This window comes from Maritalea sp. (assembly GCF_051251695.1).
GTDB lineage: Bacteria > Pseudomonadota > Alphaproteobacteria > Rhizobiales > Devosiaceae > Maritalea.
On the sequence record NZ_JBPOEU010000009.1, the window covers coordinates 37,665 to 57,994 of the forward strand.

At 47.9% G+C, this 20,330-nt stretch carries 19 protein-coding genes; 12 read left to right on the plus strand and 7 right to left on the minus strand.

Annotated elements, in window-relative coordinates; all coding sequences use genetic code 11:
- Positions 1–2: 2 nt before the first annotated feature.
- The 10 genes from frr to ACSHWX_RS06930 all read left to right on the plus strand — a co-directional run bounded on the left by frr (position 3) and on the right by ACSHWX_RS06930 (position 10,159).
- Complete coding sequence (gene frr / locus ACSHWX_RS06885; protein ID WP_435667461.1) at positions 3–560, plus strand: ribosome recycling factor; 558 nt, start codon at positions 3–5, stop codon at positions 558–560.
- Positions 561–582: 22 nt separating this feature from the next.
- Entirely contained in the window at positions 583–1,326 is a 744-nt protein-coding gene (locus ACSHWX_RS06890) for an isoprenyl transferase (RefSeq protein WP_435667462.1), read from the plus strand.
- A gap of 8 nt (positions 1,327–1,334) precedes the next feature.
- Positions 1,335–2,195: a phosphatidate cytidylyltransferase gene (locus ACSHWX_RS06895; RefSeq protein WP_435667463.1), complete on the plus strand. Its 861-nt coding sequence runs from the start codon at positions 1,335–1,337 to the stop codon at positions 2,193–2,195.
- A gap of 30 nt (positions 2,196–2,225) precedes the next feature.
- Positions 2,226–3,335, plus strand: coding sequence for an RIP metalloprotease RseP (gene rseP, locus ACSHWX_RS06900; RefSeq protein WP_435667464.1), 1,110 nt, complete (start codon positions 2,226–2,228; stop codon positions 3,333–3,335).
- A 193-nt stretch (positions 3,336–3,528) separates the two neighbouring features.
- Positions 3,529–5,850, plus strand: coding sequence for an outer membrane protein assembly factor BamA (bamA, locus tag ACSHWX_RS06905; RefSeq protein WP_435667465.1), 2,322 nt, complete (start codon positions 3,529–3,531; stop codon positions 5,848–5,850).
- A 91-nt stretch (positions 5,851–5,941) separates the two neighbouring features.
- Positions 5,942–6,982 (plus strand): UDP-3-O-(3-hydroxymyristoyl)glucosamine N-acyltransferase, encoded by a 1,041-nt coding sequence (gene lpxD, locus ACSHWX_RS06910; protein WP_435667466.1) that lies wholly within the window; start codon positions 5,942–5,944, stop codon positions 6,980–6,982.
- 11 nt (positions 6,983–6,993) lie between these two features.
- Positions 6,994–7,452, plus strand: a complete 459-nt coding sequence (fabZ, locus tag ACSHWX_RS06915; protein ID WP_435667552.1) for a 3-hydroxyacyl-ACP dehydratase FabZ — start codon at positions 6,994–6,996, stop codon at positions 7,450–7,452.
- 3 nt (positions 7,453–7,455) lie between these two features.
- Entirely contained in the window at positions 7,456–8,262 is an 807-nt protein-coding gene (lpxA, locus tag ACSHWX_RS06920; protein WP_435667467.1) for an acyl-ACP--UDP-N-acetylglucosamine O-acyltransferase, read from the plus strand.
- The gene (lpxI, locus tag ACSHWX_RS06925) at positions 8,255–9,052 is read left to right on the plus strand and encodes a UDP-2,3-diacylglucosamine diphosphatase LpxI domain-containing protein (RefSeq protein ID WP_435667468.1); all 798 of its coding nucleotides are present in this window, start codon (positions 8,255–8,257) and stop codon (positions 9,050–9,052) included. Before lpxA ends, lpxI begins: the two co-directional genes overlap by 8 nt.
- Before the next feature lie 3 nt (positions 9,053–9,055).
- Positions 9,056–10,159, plus strand: coding sequence for a lipid-A-disaccharide synthase (locus ACSHWX_RS06930; RefSeq protein ID WP_435667469.1), 1,104 nt, complete (start codon positions 9,056–9,058; stop codon positions 10,157–10,159).
- Here ACSHWX_RS06930 and gltA read toward each other — a convergent pair.
- Together gltA and gltX are read right to left on the minus strand one after the other, a co-directional pair.
- Positions 10,156–11,445, minus strand: coding sequence for a citrate synthase (gltA, locus tag ACSHWX_RS06935; RefSeq protein ID WP_435667470.1), 1,290 nt, complete (start codon positions 11,443–11,445; stop codon positions 10,156–10,158). The two genes, ACSHWX_RS06930 and gltA, sit on opposite strands and share 4 nt — an antisense overlap.
- 157 nt (positions 11,446–11,602) lie before the next feature.
- Complete coding sequence (gene gltX, locus ACSHWX_RS06940; protein ID WP_435667471.1) at positions 11,603–13,021, minus strand: glutamate--tRNA ligase; 1,419 nt, start codon at positions 13,019–13,021, stop codon at positions 11,603–11,605.
- Between the two features lie 129 nt (positions 13,022–13,150).
- On the opposite strand from gltX, the gene ACSHWX_RS06945 reads away from it, so the two are divergent.
- Complete coding sequence (locus ACSHWX_RS06945; RefSeq protein WP_435667472.1) at positions 13,151–15,271, plus strand: ComEC/Rec2 family competence protein; 2,121 nt, start codon at positions 13,151–13,153, stop codon at positions 15,269–15,271.
- Positions 15,272–15,367: 96 nt separating this feature from the next.
- Here ACSHWX_RS06945 and lexA read toward each other — a convergent pair whose 3' ends face one another.
- Complete coding sequence (gene lexA, locus ACSHWX_RS06950) at positions 15,368–16,087, minus strand: transcriptional repressor LexA (protein WP_435667473.1); 720 nt, start codon at positions 16,085–16,087, stop codon at positions 15,368–15,370.
- 504 nt (positions 16,088–16,591) lie between these two features.
- Here lexA and ACSHWX_RS06955 point away from each other — a divergent pair.
- Positions 16,592–16,783 carry a hypothetical protein gene (locus tag ACSHWX_RS06955; protein ID WP_435667474.1) on the plus strand — a complete coding sequence of 64 codons (192 nt, stop codon included), beginning with the start codon at positions 16,592–16,594 and terminating at the stop codon, positions 16,781–16,783.
- Between the two features lie 40 nt (positions 16,784–16,823).
- Here ACSHWX_RS06955 and ACSHWX_RS06960 read toward each other — a convergent pair whose 3' ends face one another.
- The 4 genes from ACSHWX_RS06960 to ACSHWX_RS06975 are packed head-to-tail and all read right to left on the minus strand — an operon-like array spanning position 16,824 to position 20,329.
- Complete coding sequence (locus tag ACSHWX_RS06960) at positions 16,824–17,681, minus strand: metal ABC transporter permease (RefSeq protein WP_435667475.1); 858 nt, start codon at positions 17,679–17,681, stop codon at positions 16,824–16,826.
- The gene (locus tag ACSHWX_RS06965) at positions 17,678–18,538 is read right to left on the minus strand and encodes a metal ABC transporter permease (RefSeq protein WP_435667476.1); all 861 of its coding nucleotides are present in this window, start codon (positions 18,536–18,538) and stop codon (positions 17,678–17,680) included. The genes ACSHWX_RS06960 and ACSHWX_RS06965 overlap by 4 nt, the downstream gene beginning before the upstream one ends.
- Positions 18,531–19,436 carry a manganese/iron ABC transporter ATP-binding protein gene (locus tag ACSHWX_RS06970; protein WP_435667477.1) on the minus strand — a complete coding sequence of 302 codons (906 nt, stop codon included), beginning with the start codon at positions 19,434–19,436 and terminating at the stop codon, positions 18,531–18,533. Before ACSHWX_RS06970 ends, ACSHWX_RS06965 begins: the two co-directional genes overlap by 8 nt.
- Entirely contained in the window at positions 19,433–20,329 is an 897-nt protein-coding gene (locus ACSHWX_RS06975; RefSeq protein ID WP_435667478.1) for a metal ABC transporter substrate-binding protein, read from the minus strand. The genes ACSHWX_RS06970 and ACSHWX_RS06975 overlap by 4 nt, the downstream gene beginning before the upstream one ends.
- Between the last annotated feature and the right edge of the window lies 1 nt (position 20,330).

Consider the following 20,330-nt stretch of genomic DNA (forward strand, 5'->3'; position numbering starts at 1 on the left):
CGATGACAGACTTTTCAATCGCGGATCTTGATGATCGCATGAAGAAATCCATAGTTTCCATGCAAGAAGAATTTGGCGGCTTGCGCACCGGGCGTGCAAACCCCAGCCTTTTGGAACCTGTGATGGTTGATGCCTACGGGTCTAAAATGCCGATTAGCCAGGTTGCTACAGTTTCTGCAGCTGACGCGCGCATGTTGACAGTCCAAGTTTGGGACAAGTCAATGACGCAAGCTGTTGAAAAAGGTATTAGAGATAGCAATCTTGGCCTTAATCCTGCCTCAGAAGGAACGCTTATTCGCGTTGCGTTGCCTGAACTGAACGAAGAGCGTCGTAAGGAACTTACTAAGGTTGCAAACCAATATGCGGAGCAAGCCAAAGTTGCTGTTCGTCATATTCGTCGCGATGGCATGGACGCATTAAAAAAATTGGAAAAAGACGGCGATATCGGCAAGGATGATTTGCACTCAGAATCTGAGAGCGTGCAAAAACTTACCGACGGTGCTGTTGCTGAAATTGATAAGCTTTTGGCGGCTAAAGAAGCCGACATTATGCGGGTTTAACAAAACTGGATTGACGACCTTTATGGACAACGCCGTTGCCAAAACTGTTATAGACATCGCGCCGGACCAGTTGCCGAGCCATATTGGTGTCATTATGGATGGCAATGGTCGTTGGGCACAGGCCCGCGGCAAACATCGATCAGACGGTCATCGAGCAGGGGTTGAGGCCTTAAGACGTCTCGTTACTTGCGCTGTCGAATTTGAAATCAAATATCTGACGGTGTTTAGTTTTTCCTCGGAAAATTGGCGTCGTCCGCAGGATGAGATCAACACAATATTGGGATTGATGAAGAAATTCGTCGCCTCAGATATTGGTACATTTGCAAAAAACAATGTTCGAATTCGTATTTTGGGTAGCAGGAAAGGACTGAACAGTTCTGTACTCAAGATGATCCAGGAGGCTGAGGAGCGCACAACCCAATGTACGGGCCTTCAATTGAATATTGCGTTCAATTACGGTGCGCGCGCTGAAATTTTGGATGCGACGATTGATATCGCCGAGCGGGTTGCTCGTGGTGAGTTAAAGACGCAAGATATTGATGAAGATGTCATGTCCCGTGCACTTTATACCGGCGGCCTTCCTGATCCTGATATCATTTTTCGTACAAGCGGTGAACAGCGCCTATCCAATTTTCTTCTTTGGCAATCAGCCTATTCGGAGTTCGTTTTTTCGCAGGAATTTTGGCCTGACTTCAGCAGAAGCTCGTTTCTTGATTTGCTTCACACTTTCGCTACCCGCAAGCGCCGTTTTGGCAATATTGAATAGTGGTGGGTGTGTCAAAAGAACCTCAAAAAACATTAAATGAGAACTCTGGTCCGTCATGGAACGATCTCGGACCGCGTTTGATTTCGGCGATGTTCCTAATTCCCATTTTTGTTGCGGCAATAGTTATCGGACAGTTAGCTGTGGCGTTGCTCATCGGCGCCGTACTGGCGGTTGCCTACCATGAATGGTCACTTATGACCGGCGGGGGGAAGGTAAGTCGTTTTTCCTACTTCATTATGGGTATGTTGGCTTTGAGTTCTATTGCCTACCCAGCTGTCGGGTTTTGGGTGTCTCTTGGTCTATTTATATTCACTGGCATTTTGGCGATGTTGTTGAATGATCGAATTGGCAAATGGCCAACAAATGGTATAGCTGCTGGGTTTTTGGGCTTTTCAGGTCTTTGCGTTTTAGCGCTGAGAGGTGATACAAATCTGGGCATATTGGCTGCGGTTTATCTGACTGCTGTCATTTGGCTGACGGATAGCGGCGCGTTTTTTGTGGGGCGTCAACTGGGCGGTAAAAAGCTTGCGCCAATAATCTCTCCATCTAAGACGTGGAGCGGTGCCGTTGGCGGTCTCGTTTTTGGAACATTAGGCGGAACGCTCGTTTGGGGCTTTGGCACATTGTCCCCCCTGTGGATTGGTATTTTGATTTCGGCCGCGATTAGCGCATCTGCTCAAATCGGTGATCTTGCGGAAAGTGCCCTAAAACGGCATTTCCTGATTAAAGATAGTGGCGACATCATTCCCGGCCATGGCGGTGTTTTGGATCGCATTGATAGTTTTACAGTGGGCGCGGTATTGCTTTATTTTATTGGCGTCGCACACTTCACATCAGACCATGTCGCTGAGGGCGTCTTGCTTTGGTAGCCTGAGTTTCGGTGACAAAAGGACAAGTTCTTGGAAAGTTTTCTCGCACCATTATATACAATCGTTCCGTTTTTAGCGGTTCTCACAGTGATCGTCTTTGTTCACGAGATGGGTCATTATCTCGTTGCGCGATGGAACGGCATTGCAGTGGAAGTGTTCTCCATTGGATTCGGGCCAGAACTTTGGGGATTTAACGACAAAAACGGTACGCGTTGGAAGATTTGCGCCGTCCCCCTTGGTGGCTATGTTAAGTTTGTGGGCGATATGAATGCGGCCAGCGTGCCAAACCATGATCAACTTGAAACCCTTGACCCGCAGACCAAATCTTCGCTGTTTTATTTCAAGAATGTTTGGCAACGTATTGCCGTTGTGATTGCAGGGCCAATAGCAAATATCCTTTTTACCTTTGTTGTTCTTTATGGACTGCTTATGGGGCTAGGGCGCTATACGCTTGATGCGACCATTGATGAAGTACAACCTGACACGCCCGCTTCAATTTCCGGTATGATGCCACTTGATAAAATTGTGCGTGTCGATGGCTATATGGTCCGCAGCTTTGGCGACTTTCAGCGGCTTATTGCAACAAGCCCTGACCGCGATGTGGTGGTCCAAGTAGATCGCCAAGGACAAATTATCGACCTCAATGTACGTACTGGCGTTCGTGAACGAGAAGACAGATTTGGAAACACGTCAAAAATTGGTTTTCTGGGCGTTTCACGGCAAGCTGAACAAGAAGATGTGGTGTTTGTTCGACCAAACCCGGTTGAAGCCGTTTTCATTACCATTGACGACATGGTGCTAATCGTTGATCGGTCTTTCGCATTTTTAGGCGAGCTCATTGTGGGGCGAGGGGACGTTGAACAACTTGGCGGTCCAGTTAAAATTGCTCAAATATCAGGCGAAGCAGCAGCTTTGGGCATCTTTACGCTTATAAATCTGATGGCGCTTTTGTCACTGAATATTGGTATCTTTAATTTGTTCCCAATTCCAATGTTGGATGGGGGACATCTGTTCTACTATTTGTATGAAGTGGTGCGCGGTAAGCCGTTGAGCCAACGTATACAAGAAATTGGGTTTCGCTTTGGTCTGGTTATCGTCATGTCGCTAATGGTGTTTTCTCTAATAAACGACATATTTTAGCGAATAGACTCGGCCCCTAGATGCTAAAAAAGTGTTGCACAAGGGGTGCAGTGCAAATCTTTTGGTAACTCAAAGCCCTATTTAGTCTTGCGTTTGGCTTAAGAAACAGTAAAACGGATCATGGAGTTAGTGTCGCGAGGGACAGAGTTGTGTCTGTGCTCGTGCGGGAAGTGCTGAAAGGCGTCAGAGAACAATGATTGCACGAACAAGAATATTGCCAAGTATAATACTGGGTTTGTTACTGGTTTTGGGAAGTCCTCTCATTCCGGCTCAAATCAGCGGTTTGCTTGGTGTAAATGCCGCACATGCGGCGACAATTCGTACAATTGTAGTTAACGGCAACCAGCGTGTTGACGATAGTACAATCGTTTCCTTCCTTGCTGTTCGCAAAGGGCAGAACGCTACTGCATCAAAAATCGACGAATCGATTGATGCACTTTACCAAAGCGGGCTGTTTTCTACCGTCAATGTAGCCTCTTCAGGCAGCACGCTTCGGGTAACAGTTAAAGAAAATCCAATTATTTCATCGGTCCTATTTGAGGGTAACCAAAAATTCTCCGATGCTAAGCTTTCAGACTTGGTTGATGTGGGCTCACGCGGTGTTTACACCGAGGCCGCCGTTGCACAGGACGCGCGTAATATTGAACTTGCATATGATCAAGCAGGCTTCAATGCCGTATCCGTTACAACACGTGTAGAATCTGCGGCGAATTCTCGTTTGAAAGTTGTCTTTGTCGTTGATGAAGGTGACCGTTCTGGGATCGCAAAGATTACATTTACCGGCAATAAATCTATCGGTGATGCGCAGCTTAAAGCTGCGATCCGTACACGCGAGTCACATTTGTTGAGCTTTTTGTTCCGCGATGATGTGTATGACGAAGATAAACTAAACGTTGATAGCGAATTGGTGCGTTTGTATTACGCTGACCGAGGTTTTCCGGACGCACAGGTTCTTTCTGCGGTTGCGGAGCGCGACCTAGAGCGCAATGCTTATTTTATCAATTTCACGATTGATGAAGGTGAACGCTATGAGTTTGGAACAATAGGCATCGAGACGAGCATTGCAGGTATTGATGCGAATACGTTGAGATCTTCAATTCGTACGCACGAGGGCCGTCGTTACTCTGTTTCGAGCCTCCAACGTACCGCAGCGGACATGGCGCGCGACGCTGCATATCAAGGACATTCATTTGCTGAAGTTCGTCCTCGTATTGACCGTGACCTAGAAAATAAGCGCTTTAACATCACTTATTTGGTCGATGAAGGTGCGCGTCTTTATGTGGAACGCATCAATATTTACGGCAACACAAGAACACGTGATTTCGTGATCCGTCGCGAATTTGAATTTGCTGAAGGTGATCCGTTCAACCGCACATTCTTGGCCGCTGGTCGTGAATCATTGCAGGCTTTGGGTTTCTTCTCTCAAGTTCAAGTTAATGCAGAACAGGGCTCATCAGCAGATCAAGTTGTGATCAATGTTGTTGTTGAAGAGAAATCGACCGGTAGTTGGGGTGGCGGTGCTAATTACTCTCCACAGTCTGGCTTTGGTGTCGAATTATCCCTTGAAGAGCGAAACTTCTTGGGTAAAGGTCAAAGCTTGAAATTGGCACTTGGCGGTACATTTGGCAGCCGGACTTATGATTTTTCCTTCACTGAACCTAAGTTCATGGGGCTTAACATCTCTGCTGGTATCGATGTTTACCGTCGTACGATTGATGAAGATAAGTATTATAACTACGGTACAGATTCGACTGGTTTTCAGGTTCGTATCGGTGCGCCGATTGTAGACAAGTTACAGTTGGGTGTGTTCGGCGGGTACGATATCACGACGTTCTCAGATGGTACGGGGACACCACCTAAACCAATCGATAAACCTGCATATATTCCGACATCGTTGCAGAAGGCATTCTTGGGTTACTCGCTTACCTACACTGATGTAGACAGCCAGTTGTCACCTAGCGAAGGCTACGCTATCAGCCTTGTTCAGCAATATGTGGGCATCGACCATAACTTGCTGAAAACCGAACTTAAGGGCCGTTACTATATTCCGGTCTTGCCTGACCATGGTGTGATCGCCAGTGTTAAAGGCCAAGTCGGTATGATCAATGCTCTTGGCGGATCGAACGCGCACCCAACGGAAACTTTTGTTCCGGGTCAAAACCTAATTCGTGGCTTTAAGGCGCGCGGCTTCGGTCCGAAAAACGGTTCAAATTCGCTGGGTATATCTGAGTATGCGACATTGTCTGCTGAGGTTGAATTTCCAATCCCAGTTGTACCTGAGAGTTATGGCTTGAAAGGTGCAATTTGGGCGGACGCAGCGTATCTTGGCGCAAGTGCGATTAATCCTGCTTTGATTACCAGTGGTAACACTGTACAAACGCGGACATCAATTGGTGCAAGTATTCTGTGGGACTCACCACTTGGGCCACTTCGCGGAGATTTCGCACACGTACTCGACAAAGATGTTGCAGACCAAACACAGGTGTTTGCTCTTACGATTTCGACATTGTTCTAAGAGCGAAGTTTCTGGTTATAGAAACGAAGTTACTTGAAGACTATTGGGGATCGCAGACACAATCTGCGATCCCTTTTATTTAGGATGCAATATGGTCGATAATCGATTTTTCCCTTTGGATAATCACCCAACACTTGATGAGCTACTTGAGTGTGCAAGTGCCAAAGATGGGCTTGATGTCAGCAATGCTGACCTTTCTATCCAAATTGTGGGTGCTTCGACCGTTCCTTTTTTGGAAAAAGGCGAGTTGGGGTTTGTCGCTAGCGAACAATATGTCGACGCACTGAAATCAACTAAGGCCGGCATTGTTATATTGCCAGAAAACATGGTGGGTCATTGTCCTGCAGGAACTGAATTTATTGTTTCTTCAAATCCATACAAGACTTTCACTTTGCTTATTACCGCACTTTATGAAAACTCACTTCGCACACAATATGCAGGGCTAAAGTCTTGGTCAGCAGCGCTTGAAGCAGGTGATGTCGAAGTCGGGGAAGGGTGTGATATCGCCCCCAACGTCATGGTAGGTGATAACGTCAAAATTGGCGATGACGTAGTACTAGGACCAAATTCAGTGTTGGGACGTGGGGTAACCGTTGGTCGTGGATCAACAATTGCTGACAATGTGTCGATTTATTTCGCGCATGTTGGCGATAAGTGTTTGATCCATTCCGGGGTGCGCATTGGTGCAGATGGGTTTGGCTTTCTTCCAGACGCGACGGGGCCACGAAAAATCCCACAATTGGGTCGCGTGGTAATCCAAGATGATGTTGAAATCGGCACAAATACCAGCATTGATCGAGGCACATTGGATGACACGATTATTGGTGAGCAAACAAAAATTGATAACCTTGTTCAAATCGCTCATAATTCGATAATCGGGCGACGGTGTCAGCTTTCAGGGCATGTCGGGCTTGCAGGTTCTGCTGTGTTGGGCGATGGCGTTTTGTTGGCAGGACGAGCGGGTATTTCCAACAAGGTAAAAGTTGGTGACGGCGCAATCGTTTTTGCATGTTCGCTGGTAACCAAAGATGTACCAGAGGGCAGCATGGTTGGTGGCTCTCCAGCAACCGATATTAAATTGTGGCGCAAAGAGGTCGCGGCCATTCGGCGGCTGGTTCGACCTAAGAAGTAATTGGGGTGTTTATGACTGAGCGTGAATTAACTGCATTAAATATAGGCCGGTTGCTGGAATGCTTGCCGCATCGTTATCCATTTCTCATGATTGACAAGATCATTGAGATAGATGGTGATGAGTCTGCAATTGGCGTTAAAAATATCACCTTTAACGAGCCAATTTTTCAGGGCCATTTCCCCGGACAACCCATTTTTCCCGGCGTTCTGATTTTGGAAGGTATGGCGCAGACTGCTGGTGCCATTGTGATTGCAGAAGAACAAAAGAGCGGCGACAAATATGCTGTCTTTTTGCTGACTATTGACAAAGCTAAGTTCCGAAAAACAACAGAACCCGGCGATGTGTTGGAATATCACATTAAGAAGATACAGCGTCGTCGTAATGTCGGTAAGTATGAAGCAAAAGCGATTGTTAACGGCGTTGTCGTTGCACAAGCCGAAGTTGGCGCCATGATTGTCAGAGACGAGTAGATTATGACCTTAATTCACCCCACGGCAATTATTGGTGACAATGTTTCGCTGGGCGAAAATGTCAGCGTTGGCGCTTTTAGTGTTTTGGACGGTGAGATTTCTGTTGGTGATAACACGATCTTGCATTCCCACGTGGCGGTGGCTGGCAATACCGAAATCGGCACGGGATGCGAAATATTTCCATTCGCTTCCATCGGTCATTGTCCGCAAGACAAAAAATACGCTGGCGAGTTAAGCCGACTGATCATTGGCGACAATTGTACCATTCGTGAGAATGTGACCATCAATCCTGGTACCAGCGGTGGTGGCATGGAAACGGTAATTGGCAACGATGTGCTGCTAATGGCTGGTGCGCACGTGGCGCACGATTGTCAATTGGGCGACCACGTCGTTATCGTAAACCATGTGGCGCTCGCCGGGCATGTTACGGTTGATGAGCATGCCATTGTTGGTGGCTTGAGTGGGGTGCATCAATTTGTTCGCATTGGTGCTCATTCCATTATCGGCGCAATGAGTATGGTCGAAAACGATGTGATCCCTTTTGGTTCTGTGTTGGGAAACCGAGCCTATTTAGGGGGACTAAATTTGGTCGGATTGAAGCGACGGAATTTTGACAGGGAAGAAATTCACACACTGCGCGCCGCCTATCGAATGATTTTTTCAAATGAGGGTACCCTGAGAGAGAGGGTGGAAGACGCCGCTGACATTTTCAACGGGCATGAACTTGTTGATATTGTTGTGAATTTCGTGCGCAAGCCATCGGAGCGTTCCTTGTGTATGCCCAAAAACGGCGTGGACTCGCATGAGTAAGCTTGCGTTGCTTGTCGGGAACGGAGAGCTAGCCAAAGCTTCAGAACAGGGTGTTCGGGCACAGTACAGAGATGAATTTGTTATTTGGTCCATGACTGGGAATTCATCTAACCCTGCTGATAATATCAATGTTGGTGATCCTACGACATTAATTGATCGACTTCGTGCAGAGAAAATCGAGGTTTTATGCGCGGTTGGGGCAGTTGAGTTGTCACCGGAATTGCGTACCAATGTTGGTAAATATCTCGTTGAACACTACGCTGGCAAGTTGGATGTATCCGACATGGGATTGGAAACGGCCTACCGTACAATCGCCAAAGATGCTCGCGTTGATATTAAAGGCATTCATGATTTGGTGCCGGAACTACTCGCTGGTCCTGGGCAGATTGGCGGGCCGGAGACCGACGTTTCGACGAATGTACTTGGAAATATGGTGCAATTGGCCCGGACGGTTGCGCGCACAGACCTCGGTCAATCAGTTGTTTTTCATGGTCTGCGCCCCATCGCTGCAGAAGACGTTTTGGGCACGGATAGCCTAATTGAACGGGCAAAGATTATCGCCGAAAAACTCAATATTCAATCCGGTGAATTGACGCTGGTAAAGGTGGCAAAACCACAACAAAGTGGTCTAGGTGACATGCCGACGATTGGGCCGGAAACGGTGATTAATTGTGCTGCTGCGGGTGTTGGCTCCATTGTGGTTGAGGGGCAGAAGTGTTTGATTGCGGATAGAAAACGGTTTGTTGAACTTGCGAATGAGTTGAACGTCAGTGCGTTTGGGTGGGGATAAAAGGTGCGCCTTTTTGTTGTAGCAGGTGAAAGTTCTGGCGACCAACTTGGTGCAGATCTAGTGACCAGACTACGTTTAAAGACTGAAATTGAGCTGTTTGGTGTTGGCGGCCCGGCATTGGAAGAGGTGGGGATAAAATCCCTGTTTTCGATGAGTGACCTCGCTGTAATGGGATGGCGTGATGTTTACATGCGCTTGCCCAAACTGCTTTGGCGTTTAAAGCAAACAGCTGATGCAATAATCGCCCAACGTCCTGATATTGTTGTTTTAATCGATAGCCAAGAGTTTTCAAATCGCATTGCTGCGCGGGTGCGCAAGGCCTTGCCAGATATCAAAATAATTCTTTACGTTGCGCCGTCGGTTTGGGCATGGAAGCCTGAACGGGCGAAAGAAATTGAGCCGCTATACAATGAACTATTGGGCGTGTTGCCTTTTGAGCCGGCTGTGTTCAAACAGCTTGGCGGACCGGTATGCCACTATGTTGGGCACATTGGCGAAGGGTTGATCCGCGGGGATAAAGACACAGCACAAGACCAGTTTTTGCTGCTACCGGGTAGTCGTGCGGGCGAGATAAAACGCAATCTTGCAGAGATGAAAATGAGTGTGAATTGGCTGCATGAATCGCATCAAACTACGCCACTTTGTCTGGCAACAGTCCGGAACTTGTCCCGAAACGTTTCGGAAATATTGCAAGACCCATTGGTTGCCATCGGCGAGGGGCGTGAGACGTTCAAAAAGTTTGTGAAAAGTGCCAAATCGGCCATTGCTGTTTCAGGTACAGCGACACTCGAAATTGGTTTTGCCGATGTGCCACACGTTACGACATACCTTGCAGAGCCAAAACAAATCCGGGCCTATGAAGAAAATAACCGTCCGTTGATCAATCTCAACAACATAATAGTTGGCAGGAAGTTCATTCCCGAAGTGATCGGTATGCGTGATTTATCAGATGAGATTTTGCGAGAAGTGCAGAACTTGATGGGTAGCGACAAAGTGTTGGCTGACCAACGCGCCGGACTTGAAGAAATGCGCACCAAAATGAAAGAAGGGGAGCCAGAAGCTCCCCGTCAAAACCCAGAAGATCGAGTAATCGAACTTTTGAACTAGCGTTGCGCAATATCCACATAATCGCGGAAAGTCTCGCCAGTATATAGCTGGCGCGGACGACCTATTTTTTGTTTTGGATCTTCGATCATTTCTGCCCATTGCGATGTCCAACCAACCGTTCTCGCGAGGGCGAAAATTGCTGTGAACATTGATGTTGGGAAGCCAATCGCATCCAAAATAATGCCCGAATAGAAATCGACATTTGGATAAAGTTTCTTCTCGATGAAGTATTCGTCTTCCAAAGCGATCCGCTCAAGTTCTTGAGCAACTTGTAACGTTGGGTTGTTTTCAACACCAAGCTCCGCAAGCACTTCTTTCGCCGTCGCCTGCATGACAGTGGCACGAGGATCAAAGTTTTTGTAAACGCGGTGGCCAAAGCCCATCAAACGGAATGGATCTGATTTGTCTTTTGCCCGGGCTACAAATTCTGGAATACGATCAACAGTGCCGATTTCGCGCAGCATGCTCAAGCAAGCTTCGTTTGCACCACCATGTGCAGGGCCCCAAAGTGAAGCAACACCAGCGGCAATACACGCAAATGGGTTTGCATGTGATGAGCCAGCAAGACGCACAGTGGATGTTGATGCGTTTTGTTCGTGGTCGGCGTGTAGCGTGAAAATCCGGTCCATCGCCTTGGCGATGGTTGGCGAAACTTCGTATTCTTCAGCCGGTACAGCAAAACACATGCGCAAGAAATTTGACGCGTAATCAAGATCATTGCGTGGTGAAACAAACGGTTGCCCGATGGAGTATTTGTATGCCCATGAAACGATTGTTGGGATTTTAGCGATCAAACGGTGCGAGGCAATAACGCGCTGCGCCGGATCGGTAATGTCTGTTGAATCGTGATAGAATGCAGACATTGCGCCAACTGCACCACAAACAATAGCCATTGGGTGCGCATCGCGGCGGAAACCTTCAAAAAACTTCCCCATTTGCTGATGTAGCATAGTGTGTCGTGTGACGGTGTTTGAAAATTCCGCAAACTGGTCGGCGGTCGGCAACTCACCCTTTAAGAGCAAATAGGAGACTTCCAAAAAGCTTGATTTTTCAGCTAGTTGTTCGATTGGATAGCCACGGTACAACAAAGTACCTTTGCCGCCATCAATATAGGTGATTGCTGATTCTGTAGATCCGGTGGACGTGTATCCTGGATCAAATGTGAAATGCCCGGTTTGAGCATATAGAGAACGGATATCGATAACGTCAGGACCAACTGTGCCTGAAATTATGGGGAATTCATAACTTTTGCCATCAATTTCTAATTTTGCAATCCGATCGGTCATAAGCAAGGCCTCCTTCAAGATTTCAAAAAATTTAGACTCAGCGAATCGTCCCCACAAACGTAAGCGTCGTCGACCTGCAAATCAGGTTGCGCATGAGGTACCGGATTTGACGTTAATTCGCAAGCGATGAACGCCAATCCAATACCAAATTGCGTGTTTATACCGCAGTGGTTTCGCTCAGACGAGACAAACTTTCTTCTTTGCCTAACAGTAACAAAACATCAAAACAGCCGGGGGAGGCGTTCTTTGCGGTCACAGCTGCCCGAATTGGTTGAGCCACTTTGCCAAACTTGAGATCGTTTTGTTCCGCAAAAGCGCGAAGCGCAGCATCGATTCCATCGTGGGACCAATCGTTCAGTCCTTGGAGAACTGGTTGGACATTGCGAAGAATGTCCAAGTTTTCACCCTGTGTCGCCGCCAATGCTTTATCTTCAAACGCAAGTGGACGAGCGGCAAAAATAAATTCGGCGGCCTTGTTCAACTCGAGAATGGTTTTGGCGCGGGTCTTAAGTGCGGGCAGGGCCTCCCTAACCGTTTCAGCGTGCTTGGTTAGACCTTTGAGCGCCGTTTCATCTTCAATTTCTTCTGCAAGCGACACCATTAAATCAAACAGGCGTGCGTCTTCACTTGCCTTAATGTAATGCGCGTTCACATTTTCCATTTTGGCAAAATCAATGCGGCTGGCGCCTTTGTTAAGCCCGCCATATGAAAACCACTCGATAAACTGCTCCGATGAGAAAATTTCCTCATCGCCATGGGCCCAACCTAGACGTGCAAAATAATTGCGAATTGTTTCAGGTAGATAGCCCATACGTCGATAGTCTTCTACGCCAAGTGCGCCATGCCGTTTTGACAGTTTTGCACCATCTGGTCCGTGAATAAGCGGCGTGTGCGCCATCGTCGGAATGTGCCAATCAAGCGCATTATAAATCGTGATTTGTCTTGCCGAATTCACCAAATGGTCGTCACCGCGCAAAATGTGAGTGACCCCCATATCGTGATCGTCAACCACAACGGCCAACAAATAGGTCGGGGAACCGTCAGAGCGCAGAATAACAAAATCATCAAGGTTTTCAGCCTTGAAATGCACGTCGCCTTGCACCTTGTCATGAACCACGATTTCGCCGCTGGTTGGTGCTTTGATCCGCACGACAAATGGTGTATTTGCTGGCGCATCGCTTTCAGGCCGATCTCGCCAACGACGATCATAGACCATTGGGCGTCCGTCTGCTTTCGCCTTCTCACGCATTTGCGTCAATTCTTCAGCGGTGGCGTAGCATTTATAGGCTTTGCCTTCCGACAGCAATTGATTGGCAATTTCGGTGTGTCGATCGATGTTTTTCGACTGGAAGATTGGCTCACCTGCATAGTCCAGCCCCAACCAATCCATGCCGGTGATGATGGCAGCAATGGCTTCGTCGGTTGAGCGATCTTTGTCGGTATCCTCAATGCGCAGCAACATTTCGCCGCCAAGAGATTTGGCCAAGGCCCAGTTGAAAAGGGCAGTGCGGGCATTGCCGATGTGCAAAAATCCGGTTGGTGACGGCGCAAACCGTGTAATCACTTTATCTGTCATGCTGAGCGTTCTCAATTATCAAATGAAGGCTGATGGCACCGCTTGTTGCTCCGAGATGGAGGCAATGCTGGCGAAATTTTGCAGCATGTGTAACATAAGCGGAATATTGCGCAAGATAGAGGCGAGCTAATGGCCGCTTTTGAAGGCGAAACGATACTTAAAAGCCATACTCAATTGTCGCCCAAGGGCGACGAACCTGTAAGGTTGCGCCCGAATGCGGCAGTAAAACAACGCAAATCGCCTGCTAATCTGCTCGCCGATGCCGTTTCTAGTGCAATTTATCATCGTCAGTTCATTGTGCTGCTGCCATTTGCGCTGATATTTGGCATTTCCATCTATAAAAATGTTCGGTTTGAACCAAACTGGATGGCGGTTTTGTTCGTTCTTTTCGTGCTGGGTATTTGCTTTATTTGGCAACGAATTCGGCAGCGAACAGGAAGGGCTTTAGCGCTGACACTTGCTGCTTGGTTTGGCTATTCCTTAATTTCGCTGAGCGCCCAATGGTTCGGCACCTTCATGATCAGCTATCCTATGGCAGTTGACCAGCTTTCGGGCGTAGTTGTTGCCCGAACGGTCATCCAAGGTAGTAAAGAACGGCTGGTGATTGACCAACTGGCTGGTGATACGCGCTTGGTGAATGTTCGGCGTTTGCGGCTGAACGTAAAAAGCGAACATTTTGACCCGGAAAATGCATTCCAGCTGGGTGATCGAATTGAATTGCGGGCGCGAATTATTCCCGTGCCCAAGCCGGTTTACGCTGATAGTTATGATGCGCAATTTCACAGTTTTTTCGCGGGAGTAGGTGGGTTTGCAAGTTCCTTGGGACCAGCCAAAATAATTGAGCCTGGTGGAAAATCTCTTTCGGCAAACATTGATGGGTTGAGGTGGTCGATTGGAAATCGGTTGGATCAATATTTGTCAGATCAGCAGTCGGGCATTGCACGAGCACTGATAATTGGTGACCAATCTGGCATTGCCAGCGAGCTTCGAGAGGAAATTGCGAATGCGGGATTGGCACATGTGCTTGCCATTTCCGGGCTTCATCTCACGTTGGTTGTGGGCAGTGTATTTATTCTGGTTCGACTGTTTATATCGCAATTGGTGCGGCATGACCGACGGATAAAACCAATGGCGGCATTGGTGGCGATTGGGGTGGCAATTGCGTATCTTTTGATTTCTGGTTCAAATTTGGCGACCCAAAGGGCTACTTTGATGTTGGTTTTGGCTTTTATGGCTATCATTGTGGGCCGCCGCGCCATCACCATGCGTAACGTTGCTCTTGCGGCGATTGTGATCATCTTGATGTTTCCGCATGAGATTTTCAAACCTGGGTTCCAGCTATCTTTTGCTGCAGTGGTCGGACTGGTCGCAGTTTACGCAGGCATTGGCCGGTCGGCCATCGTTTTTCCCTATTGGGCAAAATTGTTTGGCGGGATTGCGCTAACCAGCTTGATCGCTGGAATTGCGACAGCCCCGATTGCTGCGGTGCATTTTCAACAATTCGCGCCGCTAGGTTTGCTCGGCAACCTGATCGCAGTGCCCATTGTTGGGTTTTTTGTTTTACCGTGTGGATTGATTTCGGTGCTTTTAATGCCTCTTGGTCTTGAGGAACCATTTTTGCTGTTGATGGGCGCAGGCATCGATTTGATCGTTCAAATTGCTAAACATATTTCGGCCATAAGTGCAGATTTCACACAGACGCCAATGTTGGCAAATTGGGTTTTGCCTGCATGTTTGGTGATGCTCGGATGGTTGAGCTTTTTCCATGGAAAAATCAAATTTGCCGCACCAATTGTTTTCTCAATCTGCCTGTTTGCTTTCGGGCCAGCCAGACTTCCGTTTGCAGTTATATCTGACAGCACACAAGCGATAATTGTAAATAATGGGGCGTCGTTCAATCAGCTCGGCCGCAAATCAAACAGTTTTACAACAAGGGCTTGGTCTGAACGGTTTGGCGCCGATATGCTAAACAATGAAGCGATTGGCAATTGTGACAAACATGGCTGCAGCGCTCAGATCGACGGACTTGTCATTTCTGCAGTTAAAAACAGCGTTGGCTTACGGGAAGATTGCCCCAATGCCGACATCCTGATCGTTAGGCAACGGCGGTCCGTTAGTTGCCCGAACGCGTTAGTGATTACACAAAAAGAATTAGACCGGTTCGGCGTCGCCACATTATTTAGGAACAAAACCGGAGGTTTTGACGTGAAGTGGGCACTAGACGATGAAAACCGACCATGGCGTCCTTGAGTGCATAAAAAAACCCGAGCAACCGATGCGAAAAGCATAGCTGTCGGGTCAAGTGTTCGCAATCGGGGATGTTGGGGCCACTAGGTCCCAACGGGGTCAGTACTTGCGAAATAAACCAACCAATCGTCCTTGAACCGCTACTTGGTCAGGGCCGAAAATTCTTGTTTCATAAGCAGGGTTTGCTGCTTCTAAGGCCACGGACTGACCTTTTTTGCGCAAACGTTTCAATGTTGCTTCCTCGTCATTGACCAAAGCGACAACAATTTCACCATTGCTGGCCGTAACCTGCTTTTTGATCAGTACCGTGTCACCATCAAAAATGCCTGCATCAATCATAGAGTCGCCGCTAACCTCGAGCGCATAATGCTCGCCGCCAGCCAACATTTCAGGTGGAACCGATATGGTGTGACTTTGTTCTTGAATGGCTGCAATAGGAACACCGGCCGCAATTCGTCCCATCACAGGGATCGTAACAGGCGCGTTGGGGTTTTCATCCTGCGCAATTGTGGAGGCGGAAACAGGTTCTCTGGCGCGGCCAAGATCACCTTGAATGACACTGGGTTCGAACTTGGACTTCTTACCACCAAGAGACGGGTTCATACTGTCTGGCAAACGAATGACTTCCATCGCTCGCGCCCTGTTGGGCAGGCGACGAATAAAGCCCCGTTCCTCCAAAGCTGTAATTAAGCGGTGAATACCGGACTTGGACTTTAAGTCCAAAGCATCCTTCATCTCATCAAATGAGGGCGGTACACCACTTTCCTTCATGCGCTCATGAATGAACATAAGCAGTTCATGTTGCTTGCGGGTCAACATTTTGAAGTCCTTTACAGCCTGAAATAGAATCGGAACAAATGTTGAACAACTATAACTGTTCTTTATATGTTCTGCAAGTGGTGCAGAATTTGTATCCATTTTGGGGCGACCTAACTATGTGTTCAAATTGCAACAATTGGAGCGCATGTGCCAAACTGTCGCAGTTTTTAGTTGCAGTTGCATTTCTGCGAGCGTATTGCACGATTGTCTTTAAAACAGGTTGGTCCCGCCAGCCATAACGCCAAGGAGGTTTCATATGTTCACATTTCAAACGCTTCTGGCAAATTGTTTGCCAGTTTAACACTAGCGCAACTGATCCTTTGTCCAGCGTCCTAGCTGCTGCATTTTAGGATTCACCTTTCAACTCTCTTTGTCTGCACACGGTGTGGATGATCAACAATCAGTCGCTGTTCGTTCCTGCGCAGTTTTGCGCGGTGATTTCAGTACAAATTTATTCAAAATGAGGAGCGGCGGAGCTTTGTGGTTCTGGCCGAGCATATTCACATGAAAAAACAACACGCAATATCGGAGCAATATTTCGAACGATTAGGCCGCTTTGGTCAGGTTTTCCTGAACTATATTGAGGCACGTCAAAAACGGAAATTGGTACGTGCCTATTATCTGGGGGCTGGTGAATTAAGCCCGCATATTAGAAAAGATATAGGGCTTAGCGATGAACGAAACTATCATCAATAAACAACGTATGAAGGGGCGGTCTAATCAACACCGCCCTTTTTTATTGAGGTGAAACTTCTGTCTCTACGCCGGATAGTTTTTTGGCATTTGGCGACAGGAAAAACGCAATCACAAAAAGCACCGTCATGACGAGAACAATGGTTGGGGCAGGTGCGCTGTCGATGAAAAAAGCAAGATAAACCCCGGTAAAAGCAGACCCCACACATATGCATAATGCCCAAATTAACATCTGCTCAATTCGACGGGTGATGAGATAAGCAATAGCCCCCGGTGCGACCAAAAGTGCAATGGCGAGGATGATGCCGACCGCTTTAAGCGCGGCCACAACGCTGAGTGAAATAATCGCTAAAAGGCCGTAGTGCAGCCATTTAACCGGCAGTCCGATGGCACTAGCATGTTGAGGGTCGAATATGTATAGCAACAAATCTCGCCATCTGAACGCGATCAAAATGGCGATGAGCGCGGAGATAATACCTGTTTCAAACAGGTCATAAACGCTGATGCCAAGCATGTCGCCAAACAAGATGTGATCAAGATGGATGTCTGTTTCAATTTTTGTGTAAAGCACAATGCCAAGGCCGAACATGCCCGAAAACACGACCCCCATTACCGTATCTTCTTTAACGCGCGCGTTTTCGGTTATGTAGCCCGTCGAAATTGCGCAGGTCATGCCAGCGGCAAACGCGCCAATCGCAAGCGGGATGTTTAAAATATAGGCAAGTACTATGCCCGGAAGAACTGCATGTGAAATGGCATCGCCCATCAAGGACCAACCCTTTAGCACCAAAAAGCAAGATAAAAGCGCGGCGGGAATAGACACCAAAATCGAGATGATGAACGCATTGCGCATGAATTCAAATTGGAACGGCATTAATGCCAGTTCGAAGAATTCGCTCATTGGCTTGCCTCCGGCTGTGCCATTCGGCGTTTGCGTTGGGCAAGAATGCCGTGCTTTGGCGCAAATACAAATGCCGTTAGAAACGCGAGCGTTTGCAGCACAACAATAATGCCGCCGGTTGCCCCGTCTAAAAAGTAACTTATGTAAGCCCCGACCAAGGCACTCATGGTGCCGATAAAGACGCTAACGGCGATCAAGCGGGGGAATCTATCCGTTAAAAGATAGGCTGTTGCGCCGGGTGTGACGACCATTGCGATAACGAGAAACGCCCCAACAGTTTGCAACGCAGCGACCGTGCAGGCGCTCAAAAGCGTGAAAAACAAGATTTTCAAAGCAGTGGGGTTGATGCCGATGGAGCGTGCATGTTCCTCGTCAAAAAATGTCACCATTAAGTCTTTCCATTTCAACAATAAAATGGAGAGTGAAATCACTGAGATGATGACCAATTGCACCATATCTGAAGGCGTGACAGCAAGAATATTGCCTAGCACGATGGTTTGAATATTCACCGATGTGGGAAATATCGACACCATAAATAATCCCAGCCCAAAGAACGATGTAAAGATAAGGCCGATAATCGCATCTTCTCGCAACTTGGTGCGTTGGTTGAGAAACAACATCGCCCCAGAGGCCAAAGCACCAGAAAAGAACGCCCCAACGGAAAATGGCAGGCCGAGCATGTAGGCTCCAGCAACACCGGGAACAATTGAATGGGAGAGCGCGTCGCCGATCAGCGACCACCCTTTGAGCATCAAATAAGCAGACAGAAACGCGCATACGGCGCCCACCAGCGCGCTAACCCAAATGGCGTTGCGCATATAGCTATAGGTGAGGGGTTCGAGCAGCAGATCAATCATCTTTTCGGCTCTTCGAACGTCGATGTTTCATCTTGTTCTGCTCGCCATACATCACGAGAGGGCGTTCGTCGTCGGTGATGACAGCGATTTGCCTTGCATCTTCATCGTCGTGCAAATCGGTGCCACCAAACACGAAATGACGCAGTACGCCGCCAAATGCTTTTTCCAGATTATCTTGGGTGAAGACATCTGCTGTTTTGCCATAAGCAAGGACAGTACCTTTTACCAAAATGGTGCGGTCGCAGAACTCGGGCACTGATCCCAAATTATGGGTGGATACGAGGATGACTTTGCCTTCGTCGCGCAACGCCCGTAATAGCGCAATAATGGTGTCTTCGGTTTTGACATCAACCCCAGTGAACGGTTCGTCCAATAGAATGACTTCGCCTTCTTGTGCCAAAGCGCGGGCAAGAAAAACGCGCTTCTTCTGTCCGCCGGAAAGTTCGCCAATTTGCCGATGCCGAAACTCTTCCATGTTCACACGGGCCAATGCCTGATTGACCATTTCATGGTCGTGCTTTTTCGGGCGGCGCAAAAAGCCCATATGTCCATAACGCCCCATCATCACCACGTCTTCGACCAAAACTGGGAAGTTCCAATCGACATCTTCGGTTTGGGGCACATAGGCAACCAGATTTTCTTTTAAAACGTCGCGGACGGAGCGTCCTAAAATTTGTACGTCGCCAGTGGAAATTGGCGCAAAGCCCATAATGGATTTGAATAAGGTGGATTTACCACTGCCATTAATGCCCACCAGCGCTGCTATCGTGCCTCTTGGCAACTGAAACGTAGCGTCGCGCAAGGCGGTGTGCCCATTGCGATACGTCACGGTAACATTGGACACATTGATGCCCTGTTGGGAGTTATTCTCAACTATAGTGTCATGCAAATCGTTCATTGTGACAGCCCATCGGCAATGGTTTGAGATGTAACCCGCAATAAATCAAGGAATGTCGGCACGGCCCCGTTCTCATCAGTCAACGAGTCCACATACAAAATACCAGCATATTGAGCATCAGTTTCGCGGGCAACCTGTTCCGCCGGTGAAGATGAAATGGTGCTTTCGCTAAATATCGCTTTGATGTTGTTGGAACGAATTTGGTCAATCACATTTCGTACTTGCTGCGGTGTGCCTTGCTGATCTGCGTTGATTGGCCAAAGATACAATTCTTTAAGGCCGAAATCTCTGGCCAAATAACTAAATGCCCCTTCGCTCGTCACCAACCAACGCTGGTCTTCTGGAATTTGTGAAATTGCCGCTCGAATAGGGTCTACTGTGGCCGTAATTTCAGTTTTGTAACGCTCAGCGTTTGCAAGATAAGTTTGTGCATTTTCAGGGTCATGCGTTGCAAATGCCTTTGCAATATTATCGACATAGATCATCGCATCACTTGCCGACATCCATGCATGTGGATTTGGTTTGCCGGAATAGGGGCCATTGGAAATGCCCATCGGAACAACGCCGTCACTTAAAGTGACGCTTGGCACATCGCGGAGATTGTTGAAAAACTTTTCAAACCACAATTCCAATCCCAAACCATTCCATAAAATCAGATCGGCATCTTGCGCGCGAATTATGTCGCGTGGCGTCGGTTGATAATTATGAATTTCCGCGCCAGGTTTTGTAACAGATTCAACAATAGCCACATCACCAGCCACATTCCGCGCCATATCCGCGATGATGGTAAAGGTGGTGACGGCCTTGAACTTGGCAAGTGCCGGCGTTGCTGTGCTGATGGCCAATCCAGCAAGAAGAGCACCCAGCGCGACAAAAGACTTCGTTAAAGACATC

Coding starts and splice junctions, on each gene's coding strand:
- ACSHWX_RS06960 (WP_435667475.1), bottom strand. CDS start 17,681: ATGAGCGAATTCTTCGAACTGGCATTAATGCCGTTCCAATTTGAATTC.
- ACSHWX_RS06890 (WP_435667462.1), top strand. CDS start 583: ATGGACAACGCCGTTGCCAAAACTGTTATAGACATCGCGCCGGACCAG.
- lpxI (WP_435667468.1), top strand. CDS start 8,255: ATGAGTAAGCTTGCGTTGCTTGTCGGGAACGGAGAGCTAGCCAAAGCT.
- ACSHWX_RS06970 (WP_435667477.1), bottom strand. CDS start 19,436: ATGAACGATTTGCATGACACTATAGTTGAGAATAACTCCCAACAGGGC.
- ACSHWX_RS06975 (WP_435667478.1), bottom strand. CDS start 20,329: ATGTCTTTAACGAAGTCTTTTGTCGCGCTGGGTGCTCTTCTTGCTGGA.
- ACSHWX_RS06965 (WP_435667476.1), bottom strand. CDS start 18,538: ATGATTGATCTGCTGCTCGAACCCCTCACCTATAGCTATATGCGCAAC.
- lpxA (WP_435667467.1), top strand. CDS start 7,456: ATGACCTTAATTCACCCCACGGCAATTATTGGTGACAATGTTTCGCTG.
- bamA (WP_435667465.1), top strand. CDS start 3,529: ATGATTGCACGAACAAGAATATTGCCAAGTATAATACTGGGTTTGTTA.
- fabZ (WP_435667552.1), top strand. CDS start 6,994: ATGACTGAGCGTGAATTAACTGCATTAAATATAGGCCGGTTGCTGGAA.
- ACSHWX_RS06955 (WP_435667474.1), top strand. CDS start 16,592: ATGAAAAAACAACACGCAATATCGGAGCAATATTTCGAACGATTAGGC.
- gltA (WP_435667470.1), bottom strand. CDS start 11,445: ATGACCGATCGGATTGCAAAATTAGAAATTGATGGCAAAAGTTATGAA.
- lexA (WP_435667473.1), bottom strand. CDS start 16,087: ATGTTGACCCGCAAGCAACATGAACTGCTTATGTTCATTCATGAGCGC.
- lpxD (WP_435667466.1), top strand. CDS start 5,942: ATGGTCGATAATCGATTTTTCCCTTTGGATAATCACCCAACACTTGAT.
- ACSHWX_RS06945 (WP_435667472.1), top strand. CDS start 13,151: ATGGCCGCTTTTGAAGGCGAAACGATACTTAAAAGCCATACTCAATTG.
- frr (WP_435667461.1), top strand. CDS start 3: ATGACAGACTTTTCAATCGCGGATCTTGATGATCGCATGAAGAAATCC.
- gltX (WP_435667471.1), bottom strand. CDS start 13,021: ATGACAGATAAAGTGATTACACGGTTTGCGCCGTCACCAACCGGATTT.